Raw genomic sequence first — 10,438 nt, 5'->3', positions numbered from 1 at the left:
TACCGTTTTTCACCGAGAAGGTGGGGGGGGGCGTTTTTTTGTTTGCGGCTGGGCGCGGGGTGGGGGGGGGGGGGGGGGGTTTGGTCCCCCCCCCCCCCCCCCCCCCACGACCCCTTCGCAAAACGCCTAATCGGGCACTGTCATCCCGTGAGCAGTCGAGAAGGCCTTCACGGACTTGAGAGCAAGGCGTGCAGGGCGGGCAGGAGGACGCGGTCGGCGGGCAGCCAGTCGAGCGCGTCGAGTTCGCCGGTGGAGATCCACCGGACGTCCTTGTGTTCCACCGCCCGCGGCTCGTCCCCCGCGCTGACCAGCGAAGCGGCGTAGATCCGCAGCAGCTTCCCGTTCGGGAGCGGAACGTCGTCGCCGACCCGGCCCGCGACCGTCACGGCGACGTCGAGCTCCTCCAGGCATTCCCGCGCCAAGGCGACCTCGTCGCTTTCGCCGTCCTCGACCCGCCCGCCGGGCAGCTCCCATTGCCCGGCGTGGTCGGCGGGCCAGGCCCGCTGCTGTGCCAGCAACTGTCCGTTCCGCACGATGGCGGCACCCACGATCACCACACGCTCACCCTACGACCGCGCGCGAAACCCCGTGTTCGCCCTTCGATCACGCGTGTTCCGCCTCCAATCACGCGTGTCCCGTGCCTGGACACGCGAATCACGCCGTCCTGCCGAAGACCTTCACGCGCTGGGCCGAGCCGCCTGCCAGACGATCTGGAACCGCGCCCCGCCATCGGGTGATTCGCCGACCCGCACCCGGCCCCCACGCCGTCGGACGGCCTCCGCGACCATCGCCAGTCCCAGCCCAGTGCCGCCGGAGGACCGCGCCCGCGAATCGGAGACGCGATAGAACCGGTCGAAGACCCGCTCCCGGTGTTCCGGCGCGATACCCGGCCCGTCGTCGTCGACCACCACCCGCACGGTGGACCGCGCCGCGAGCACCGACACCACGATCTGCCCGCGCGCGTAGCGGCACGCGTTGCGCAGCAGGTTGCTCAGCACCAGTTCGACCTCGGCGTGTGTCGCCAGCGCCCAAGCGCTGCCGACCGTGCCGCTCACCCGGATCTCGGGCGCGTCGGCGGGCATCCGCGCGACCGCCGCGCGCACCTCGCTGACCAGCTCGACCGGTTCCGCGGGCGGGACCTCCCCCGCGTCCGACCTCGCCAGCGCCAGCAGCCCGTCGAGCAGCGCGGAAAGCCGTTCGGCCTCTTCGAGGACGTCGGAGAGTGTCTCCTGGGCGAGTTCGGGATCGGGATTGGTGACGGCGACCTCGGCCTGCACGCGGATCGACGCGACCGGCGAACGCAGCTCGTGCGCGGCGTCCCCGGTGAACCGCCGCAGCCGTTCGGCACCCTCTTCCTGCCTGGCCAGCAGGGCGTTGAACTCTTCGGCGAGCGCGCGGAGTTCGTCGTGCGAATCCGGGAGCGGCAGCCGCGCGCCCGGCGGGAGCGCCCGCACCGAGCCGCGCATCCTGGCCACCGGCCGCAGCGCGAACCGCACCAGCAGCCACGTCGCGATCCCGGCGCCCACCGCACCGACGGACGCGACCACGAAAAGCCACAGCCCGCCGGACCGCACAGCGGTCGCGAAGCCGACCAGACCCGCGCCCGCGACGACGAGCCGTTGCTGCCCGTCGGGTGCGGTGACCACGGTGCCCGCCCAGCGCCGGCTGTGGTCACCGCCGGTCGTGACCGGTTCGCCCGCCTTCAGCGCGCGGACCTCCGAGGGGCCGAGACTCGCGGGCGGCAGACCGTCCACCGGACCGCCTCCGGTGTCGAGGACGCGGATGGTGACCGCCGATCCCGACGGCGTCCGCCCCGCGGCGACGTCGGCCTTCGCGGTGTTCAACTCGGCACTCAGTTCGTCGTCGACCGAGCCGATGAGCAGCGGCTGGAGGTTGTCCCCGGCGACCGCCGCCAGCCCGAGCAGGAAACCGAGCGTGACCGCGGCGGCGAGCAGGGTGATCCGGACCTGGAGCGATCGGCGGCGCCACCAGGACGGCGAACCGATCACCCCTGTCCCGCCGGGGCGATCACTTCGTCGAGCTGCGCGTCCGAGGCCAGATAACCGTGCCCGCGCACGGTCCGGACCAGCGTGCCCGCGCCGACCGCGTCGAGTTTGCGGCGCACGTAACCGACGTAGACCTCGACGACATTGCGGGTCGCGGCCTGCTCGTCACCCCAGACGGCGCGCAGCAGCTCGTCCTTCGTGACCACCGTTCCCGCCCGGCCTGCCAGCACCTCCAGCAGCGCGAACTCGCGCGGGCTGAACGCCACTTCGATACCGTCGTAGCGGACCTGCCGCAGGCTCCGGTCGACTTCGAGCGCGCCGATCCGCAGCGGCCCGCGGATCGCTTCCGGCGTCGCCCGCCGCAGCACCGCGCGCACCTGCGCGACCAGGACGACGAACGAGAACGGCTTCACGAGGTAGCCGTCGGCGCCGAGGTCGAGGCCGTCCGCCTGGTCGACCTCACCGTCCTTCGCGGAGATCATCAGCACCGGCGTGGTGACGCCGAGCGCCCGCAGCCGTTCGAGTACGCGGTAACCGGAAAGACCGGGGAGCATGATGTCGAGCAGGACGACGTCGAAGGAGCCCGTCTGCGCCAGGCGCAGGCCGCTGGGTCCGTCGGCCGCCGTGACCACGTCCATGTCCTCGGCGCGCAGTCCCCGCTGCAACGCCTTGCGCACGCCGGGCTCGTCGTCGACCACCAGTACTCGAGGTTTCACGTCACTCATCATTCACGCTTTCACCAGCTCACGCGCGAGCTCTCAGCGCCATCTCAGCTCTCGCGGCGGAGTCTGAGTGGTATCTCAGCGTTTCCGGGGAAGCGTTGTCGCCAAGACCCGAGCACACTCCGGCTCGGGGAAACAGGGAGAGACAGCATGGATCCGAAGAGGAAAACCATCACCGCGGCGGTGGTGGGGACGGCACTGGGGGTCGGCGGGCTCGCCGTCGTCGCGATGCCTGCCACCGCGGGTGACGCGCCCGTCTTGCCGCAGATCAGCGCGGAAGAACTGGTGCAGTCGACGCTCAACGCGAAGCCGTCGGCGTTCGCCGGGAAGGTCAAGGTCGACAACGATCTCGGCCTGCCGCGGGTCGGCAGCACGCTGCCCGGCGCGTCGGCGCTCAGCATCGATTCGGCGCAGGTGTCGACGGACGGAGCGGGCAAGAGCAAGGTGTCGCTCACCGAGGGCTCGAGCCAGCAGACCATCGTCAAGAACGGTGAGACCGTCTGGGAGTACAACTCCAAGGACAACTCCGCCACCAAGATCACCATCCCCGCCGAACTGGCCAGGGAGCACCAGAACAAGGTCGAGGGCCAGGCCGTCGATCCGGCGACCATCGCCTCGGAACTGCTCGGCAAGGTGCGCGAAAGCAGCACCATCGCCGTCGACGGGACGTCGTCCGTGGCGAACCGTTCGGCGTACGAACTGGTGCTGACCCCGAAGCCGACCGAGCGGACGCTCCTGCGTGAGATCCGCGTCGCGATCGACGAGCAGACCCGGATGCCGCTGCGCCTCACGGTGCTGGCCAACAGCACCTCCTCGCCCGCGTTCGAGGTTTCGTTCAGCGAGATCAACTTCGCGAACCAGCCCGCGTCGAACTTCGAGTTCACCCCGCCGAAGGGCGCGAAGGTGACCGAGAAGGCCGCCGAGGTCGACCCGAAGAGCCGTGAGCTCGCCGAGCAGGCGAAGTCACAGGTCAAGGTCGTCGGAGACGGCTGGGACACCGCGATCACCGGCAAGATCCCGGCCGACGCGCTGGCGAAGGCCGGAAACGCCAAGGACGAGCAAGGCCGTCAGGTCGACCCGAAGGCGCTGCTTTCGCGGTTCGCCAAGCCGGTCAGCGGTGCCTGGGGTAACGGCTGGCTGGTGACCACCAAGGTCGGCAGCGGCGTGCTGACCGACGACGGCCGCTACGCCGTCGGCGCGGTGCCGGAGCAGGTCCTCTTCGAGGCTTTGGCCGCGAAGTGACCACCACGTTCGAAGCCGGGACGGACGCCTCTACGGAGGCGTCCGCTCCGGCGGTACCCATGGCGGCCCGCACCAGGGGCCTGCGCAAGGTCTACGGCCGCACGGTGGCCGTGGACCACGTCGATCTCGACGTTCCCGAAGGCGCCGTGCTGGGGATGCTCGGCCCCAACGGATCGGGCAAGACGACGACCATCCGGATGCTGCTCGGTCTCGTGCGGCCCACCGAGGGCGAGGTCGAACTGTTCGGCAAGCGGATGCCCGACGAGGCGGCGCACGCGCTGCCCGACGTCGGCGCGCTGGTCGAAGGGCCGGGTTTCCACCCTTTTCTTTCCGGGCGGGAGAACCTGCTGCGCGTGGCCGCGGCCGAACCGAGGCTGGCTTCGGCCGGGATCCCCGGCGCGGTCGACGCGGCGCTTGAGCGCGTCGGCCTGACCGACGCCGCGAACCGGCGCTACAAGGGGTATTCGCTGGGGATGAAGCAGCGGATGGGGCTGGCGAGCGCGCTGCTCGTGCCGAGGCGGATGGTCGTGCTCGACGAGCCGACCAACGGCCTCGACCCGGCGGGCACCAGGGAGATCCGCCGGATCATCGGCGAACTGCACGCCGACGGTGTCACCGTGCTCGTGTCGTCGCATCTGCTGGCCGAGGTCGAAGCGACCTGCACGCACGTCGCGGTGCTCCAGTCGGGGAACGTGATCGCGCAGGGCGAGCTCGCGGAACTGCTGGAGTCGGGGAACGCGGCGCTGCTGGTGCGGACACCCGACGCCGAGCTCGCGGTGGAAACGTTGCGGGAGAACAGGATCGGCGCCCGGCTCACGCCGGACGGCGTCCGTGTCGATCTCACCGCGGCCGAGGCTCCCGAAGTGCTGCGCCACCTGGTGACGGCCGGGGTGGCCGTGCACGAGGCGGCGAGGGCGCGCACCGGGCTCGAAGACCTGTTCGCCCGGCTGACCCAGCCGGAGTCCACTGTAGACGGTGAGGGGGAGTCGTGACCCACGCTCTTGCCGCGGCCCCCGCGGCGCGGACCGGCCACGACAGCGTCGGCCTGCTCCGGCTGTATCGTGCCGAACTCCGCTGGATCTTCCGGCGCCCGCGCACGCTGGCCGTGCTGGGCCTGCTCGCGTTGATCCCGGTGATCATCGGGCTCGCGCTGACGTTCGTCGACGCTTCGGAAACGAGCGGCGGACGGGACGGCGCGCTGCTCGCTTCCGCGGTCAACAACGGCTTCATCCTGCCGGTCGCGGCACTGACCATGACGCTGGCGCTGCTGCTCCCGCTCGCTTCGGCGATGGCCGGGGCGGACGCGATCGCCGGCGAGGCGGCCCACGGGACGCTGCGGGGCTGGCTGGTCGCCCCGGTCGGCCGCGGCAGGCTGCTCGCGATCAAGGCGTTCGGCGTCGCCACGGTTTCGGCGGTCGCCGTACTGGCCATGACGTTCACCGGTTTCGTCACCGGTCTGATCCTCAGCGGCACCGACTCGATGTTCACCCTCACCGGGTCCACACTGGGCGTCTGGGACGCGCTGGGCCGCATCCTGCTCGTGGCCGCGTGGGTGATCCTGCAACTGTGGGCGGTCGGCGCGGTCGCGCTCGCGATCTCGGCGTTCACCGAACATCCGATGCTGGTCGTCGCTTCGGTGCTGGCCGGGACGATCGTGTTCACCATCCTCGGGTTCCTGGACGCGGTTTCGTGGCTGCATCCGTTCCTGCTCAACGAGAACTGGGCACAGGCACCGGCTTCGGTGCTGATGGACCCGCTGGACACCGCGATGCTCGGCGAGGGCGCGCTGCGCGCCGCCTGCTACATCGCCATCGGGCTCTCGATCGCCTATGCGCGCCTGACCACCCGGGACGGCTGACCCCTCAAGTCCGTGAAGGCCTCCTTGAGGGACTCTGGGTCCCTCAAGGAGGCCTTCACGGACTCCGAGCGCGGTAAAGCCGGGACATGTCCGAGGTGGGAGCCGTCAGGTGGACCGGCGCGGGCTGCCTCATGGGGCCGCTGCTCCTGCTCGGGCTCATCGTCGGCGTCGTGTTTCCAGGACGTCTGATGGCCCGCATTTCGTCCTCTGAATGCGGTAGTTGGGTATGCGAACTACCGCATTCAGAGGACGAAATGCGGTAGTTGAGCGACGCCGTCGGGGTCCAGAGCGAGCCGGACGCGGTCGCCGGGGCGGAGGTCGGCCGTGACCGGCGCGACGGCGTCCACAGTGGACAGATCGCCGCCGGGCGCGACCACGAGCCGCACGTGCTCCCGCCGGTGCACCACGGCGGTGACCTCGCCCTCGACGCCGTCCTGGGAGACCCGCAGCCCGTGCGGCCGCAGGCCGAGCCGCACCGCGCCGTCCTCGACGTCGGGCAACGTGACGTCCCCGAGCACCGTCCGCACCGTCCCGCCCGTCGCCTCGCCGTCGACGAACGTGGTCACGCCGAGGAACCGTGCCACGTCCTCGTCCACCGGCTGCCGCCAGACGCGGCGCACCGCGCCCTCCTGCCGGATCTCGCCGTCGTCGAGCACGGCGACGCGGTCGGCGAGCGTGAACGCCTCTTCCTGATCGTGCGTGACCAGCAGCGCGGTGATCTTGCTGCGCCGGAGCAGGGCCGCGAGGTCGATCGCCAGCTGTTCCCGCAAGCCGGCGTCCAAACCGGAAAGTGGTTCGTCCAGCAGCAGCAACCGCGGCTCCGGCGCCAGCGCGCGGGCCAAGGCCACCCGCTGCGCCTGCCCGCCGGACAGCTCGGTGACCCTCCGGCGTTCGTAACCGGCCAGCCCGACCAGATCGAGCAGCACACGGACGCGGTCCGCGTGCTCGGCGCGCGGGACGTCGTGCATCCGCAGGCCGAACGCGATGTTCGCGGCGACGTCCTTGTGCGGGAACAGCTGCCCGTCCTGGAACACCAACCCGAACTCCCGCCGGTGCACCGGCACACCGGCGAGGTCCTCGCCGTCCCACCGCACGGTTCCCGACGTCAGCGGCTCCAGTCCGGTGATCGCCCGCAGCAGGGTCGACTTCCCCGAACCGGACGGGCCGAGCAGTGCCAGCACCTCGCCGTCGGCGATGTCCAGCCGGGCGTCCTTCACCGCGGCGAAAGATCCATAGTGGACGGTCAGATCCCGTACCGACAGCGACACTAGAACTCCCCTACCGAATTCTGCCCGCGGACCGCGCCGAACCGGTCGATCAGCACCACCGCCACCACGGTCACGATCATGAGCAGCGCGCAGGCCGCGTAGGCCATCTGGTTGTTCAGCTCCCCCGGCCGCGAGATCAGCGTCGCGACCGCGACCGGCAGCGTTGGCGCGTCCGGCCTGGCCAGAAAGCTCGTCGCGCCGAACTCGCCGAGCGCGACCACGTACCCGAAACCGGCCGCCGCGACCAGCGAACGCGCGGTCAGCAGGAGATCGATCTCCCGCCACACCCGGCCGGGGCTCGCGCCGAGCGTGGACGCGGCCTGGCGCAACCGGACGTCGACCGACCGCAGCACCGGCAGGACCATCCGCACGATCAGCGGGATGATCACCAAGGCCTGCGCGAGCGGCACCAGCAGCGGCGACGTCCGCAGATCGCCCGGCAACACGTCGAGCGTGACGAGATACCCGAAACCGACGGTCACCGCGGACACGCCGAGCGGCAGCATCAGCGCGGCGTCCATCGTTTCGCCCATACCCCGCGCCAGCCTGCCCGGCGTGCGGCGCAACGCCACCAGCACGACCGAGGCCAGCACCCCGACGATCATCGCGAGCGTCGTCGCGTCGAACGCCGTCCGCAGCGACATCGACACCGCGTCCCAGCCCGAAACCTGAAGCGCACCTCGGGAGCCCTGCCCGGCGAGCGCCTCGTACCCGGCTAGGCTGACACCGTCCGAAGTGGACACGGACTCGACGAGCAGCGCCACGATCGGCGTCATCAGGAGTGCGATCACCACGAGGCCCGCGAAGACCGCCCACCACTCGCCACCTCTGGGCCGCCGCGCGGTCTCGCTCCGTGAGCGCAGCCGCACCGCGTTCTCCCGGCGCCGCCTCGCCAGCGCGCCGACGACGAGCGCGGCGACGACGGCGGCGAACTGCACCAGCGACAGCGCGGCCGCGCCGGAGAGGTCGAGCAGTTCGACCGTGCGCAGGTAGATCTCGGTCTCCAGGGTGCGGTACTTCGCCCCGCCGAGAATGAGTACGACCCCGAAGCTGGTGGCGCAGAACAGGAACACCACCGCCGCCGACGACGCGACGGCCGGCGCGAGCGCGGGCAGCGTCACCGAGCGGAAGGCACGCCACGGCGACGCGCCGAGTGCCCGCGCGGCATCCACGGTGCGTGGGTCGAGATGGCTCCACAACCCGGAAACCGTGCGCGCGACGACGGCGACGTTGAAGAAGGCGTTGGCCAGCACCAGCGGCAGCAGCCCGCCGTCGGGCCAGAGCGCGCGGAACGCCAGGCCAACCACGACGGTCGGCAGCACGAACGGCACCAGCACGAGCGTCCGCACCAGCGAGACGCCCGGCAGCCGCACCCGCGCGAGCAGGAACGCCACCGGCAGACCGGCGAGCACCGCGACGATCGTCGAAACCCCCGCGCTCGCCACGGTGAATCCCGCGAGTTTCCAGGTCAGCGGGTCGCCGATGGCCGCGCCGACCCCGCCGGAACCGAAACCCCGGCCGACGATCGCCGCGACCGGCCAGGCGAAGAACACCACGAGGAAACCGAGCGGCAGCACGGCGAGTGCGGCCAGCCCGGCGCCACGGAAGGTCAGCCTGGTGGTGTTCGGCCTGTGCCTCAAAGCGCGCTTTCGGATTCCCGCAGCCGGGCCGCGGCGTCGGCCTGCCACTTCACTCCGCCGTGTCAGCGGCCCGTCTCCGCGAATCCGAGGCCTCCGGCCGAACTGCGACGCGCGCCCGTGTCGTCGCGCGACCTGGCGACGTCAGTCCGGGTGACACGTCCTAGCCCTCCAACAGCGTGCGCCACTGGGCGATCCACTGCTCGCGCCCGGCCTGGATCTTGGCCGGTTCGAGCGTCTTCGGCTGCTGCGGCAGCGGCGCGGCCTGCGCCCAGCCCTGCGGGAGCTCGACGCCCTGGCGGGCCGGGTACACGAACATGTTGCTCGCCACGGTCACCTGGAACTGCTGGGACAGCAGGAAGTCCACGACCTTGCGGGCCTTCTCGACCTGCTTGCCGCCCGCCAGCACGCCCGCGTACTCGACCTGGCGGTAGCAGGTGTCCAGCAGCGCCTTCGTCCGCGGCTTGCCGTCATCGCCGATCTCGGCGGCGGGCGAAGAGGCGTAGGAGACGACGATCGGGCGCGGGCCCTTCCCCGAGGAACCCGAGAATTCCTTGGTGTAGGCCTCTTCCCAGCCGCTGACCGTCTTGAGCCCGTTGGCCTTCAGCTGCGTCCAGTACGCCTGCCACCCCTGCTCGCCGAACTGGGCGACGGTGCCGAGCAGGAACGCCAGCCCCGGCGACGACGTCGCGGGGCTTTCGGCGACCGTCAGGTCCTTGTACTTGGCGTCGGCCAGATCCGCGAACGACTTCGGCTCCGGGATCCCCTTGTCCACGAAGTACCGGGTGTCGATGTTGACGCAGACGTCGCCGAGATCGACCGCGGAGAGCCGGTGCCCGGGATCGACGGAGTAGCGCTGCGGGCCCCGGTCCGCCTCCGGGCTGGTGTACTGCTCGAAAACGCCCTCGGTGAGCGCGCGGGAAGCGAACGTCGAGTCGATGCCGTACGCGACGTCGCCGATCGGGTTCGCCTTGGTCAGCACCAGTTTGTTCGTCAGCGCGCCCGCGTCACCCTGCTTGAGCACGGAGATCTTGATGCCGGACTGCCGCTCGAACGCGTCGAGGACCTCCTGCGGGGCGAGCCACGAGTCGTGTGTCACGAGCGTGACCGTCGCCGGCGCCTGCGGGTCGTTCCCCGTGTTCCCGGAGAGCGAGCAGCCCGCGACGAGGGCGGCCACCGTGCCGGCCGCGACGACCGTGCGGAGGGCGCGTTTCATCTAGCCTCCTGCGTTCTTCAAGGGGGGACCCGTGGCGAAAGTGCAGCGTAGCCGACGGCGTACCACCATGGAGTCATGGCGGAAATCTTGAACGACCGGCAAGCCGACGAAGCCGTGACCAAGCTCTCCGGCTGGACCCGTGACGGCGTCACGATCGAGCGGACGGCGAAGCTGCCGAGCTTCCCGAAAGCCATCGAAGCCGTGGACAGGGTGGCCGAACTGGCGGAGGCGGCCGACCACCATCCCGACATCGACATCCGCTGGCGGACGGTCACGTTCCGGCTCAGCACGCACTCCGCCGGAGGACTGACGGAGAAGGACTTCGCGCTCGCGTCGCAGATCGACGCGGTACTCGGCGACATGTGACGTCCGCGACGATCACGCCACGAACCCGGTTCTCGGACGTCCAGCCAGTACGACCGACGAGATAAAGGACGAGTGATGACACAGGCGATCGTGGTGGGGTTCTCCGCATTCGGCGCGATGGTG

10 protein-coding genes are annotated in these 10,438 nt (G+C 70.8%); 4 read left to right on the top strand and 6 right to left on the bottom strand.

The window, feature by feature from the left end:
• Positions 1–167 precede the first annotated feature (167 nt).
• From ACZ6DT_RS08855 to ACZ6DT_RS08845, 3 genes are all read right to left on the bottom strand, one after another.
• Positions 168–557 (bottom strand): (deoxy)nucleoside triphosphate pyrophosphohydrolase, encoded by a 390-nt coding sequence (locus ACZ6DT_RS08855; RefSeq protein WP_465590899.1) that lies wholly within the window; start codon positions 555–557, stop codon positions 168–170.
• Positions 558–677: 120 nt separating this feature from the next.
• Positions 678–2,009 carry an ATP-binding protein gene (locus tag ACZ6DT_RS08850; RefSeq protein ID WP_465590896.1) on the bottom strand — a complete coding sequence of 444 codons (1,332 nt, stop codon included), beginning with the start codon at positions 2,007–2,009 and terminating at the stop codon, positions 678–680.
• Positions 2,006–2,734, bottom strand: coding sequence for a response regulator transcription factor (locus ACZ6DT_RS08845; protein ID WP_465590893.1), 729 nt, complete (start codon positions 2,732–2,734; stop codon positions 2,006–2,008). The genes ACZ6DT_RS08850 and ACZ6DT_RS08845 overlap by 4 nt, the downstream gene beginning before the upstream one ends.
• Before the next feature lie 144 nt (positions 2,735–2,878).
• On the opposite strand from ACZ6DT_RS08845, the gene ACZ6DT_RS08840 reads away from it, so the two are divergent.
• Genes ACZ6DT_RS08840 through ACZ6DT_RS08830 form a run of 3 tightly spaced genes read left to right on the top strand, consistent with a single transcriptional unit; the run spans position 2,879 to position 5,828 of the window.
• A complete protein-coding gene (locus ACZ6DT_RS08840) occupies positions 2,879–3,970 on the top strand; it encodes a LolA family protein (RefSeq protein ID WP_465590890.1) in 1,092 nt (363 codons plus the stop codon).
• A complete protein-coding gene (locus ACZ6DT_RS08835; RefSeq protein ID WP_465590887.1) occupies positions 3,967–4,962 on the top strand; it encodes an ABC transporter ATP-binding protein in 996 nt (331 codons plus the stop codon). Before ACZ6DT_RS08840 ends, ACZ6DT_RS08835 begins: the two co-directional genes overlap by 4 nt.
• Complete coding sequence (locus tag ACZ6DT_RS08830) at positions 4,959–5,828, top strand: ABC transporter permease (protein WP_465590884.1); 870 nt, start codon at positions 4,959–4,961, stop codon at positions 5,826–5,828. The genes ACZ6DT_RS08835 and ACZ6DT_RS08830 overlap by 4 nt, the downstream gene beginning before the upstream one ends.
• A 242-nt stretch (positions 5,829–6,070) precedes the next feature.
• Here the strand turns inward: ACZ6DT_RS08830 and ACZ6DT_RS08825 are convergent, their stop codons facing one another.
• The 3 genes from ACZ6DT_RS08825 to ACZ6DT_RS08815 all read right to left on the bottom strand — a co-directional run bounded on the left by ACZ6DT_RS08825 (position 6,071) and on the right by ACZ6DT_RS08815 (position 9,949).
• Positions 6,071–7,096: an ABC transporter ATP-binding protein gene (locus ACZ6DT_RS08825; protein WP_465590882.1), complete on the bottom strand. Its 1,026-nt coding sequence runs from the start codon at positions 7,094–7,096 to the stop codon at positions 6,071–6,073.
• Positions 7,096–8,673, bottom strand: coding sequence for an ABC transporter permease (locus ACZ6DT_RS08820; RefSeq protein WP_465591820.1), 1,578 nt, complete (start codon positions 8,671–8,673; stop codon positions 7,096–7,098). Before ACZ6DT_RS08820 ends, ACZ6DT_RS08825 begins: the two co-directional genes overlap by 1 nt.
• Positions 8,674–8,896: 223 nt before the next feature.
• A complete protein-coding gene (locus tag ACZ6DT_RS08815) occupies positions 8,897–9,949 on the bottom strand; it encodes a thiamine ABC transporter substrate-binding protein (protein ID WP_465590879.1) in 1,053 nt (350 codons plus the stop codon).
• Positions 9,950–10,024: 75 nt separating this feature from the next.
• Here ACZ6DT_RS08815 and ACZ6DT_RS08810 point away from each other — a divergent pair, with 75 nt between their 5' ends.
• Positions 10,025–10,315 (top strand): 4a-hydroxytetrahydrobiopterin dehydratase, encoded by a 291-nt coding sequence (locus tag ACZ6DT_RS08810; protein WP_465590876.1) that lies wholly within the window; start codon positions 10,025–10,027, stop codon positions 10,313–10,315.
• Positions 10,316–10,438 lie beyond the last annotated feature (123 nt).

Source organism: Amycolatopsis sp. NPDC041971 (assembly GCF_055588925.1).
This window is presented reverse-complemented; position numbering and strand designations above follow the sequence as displayed.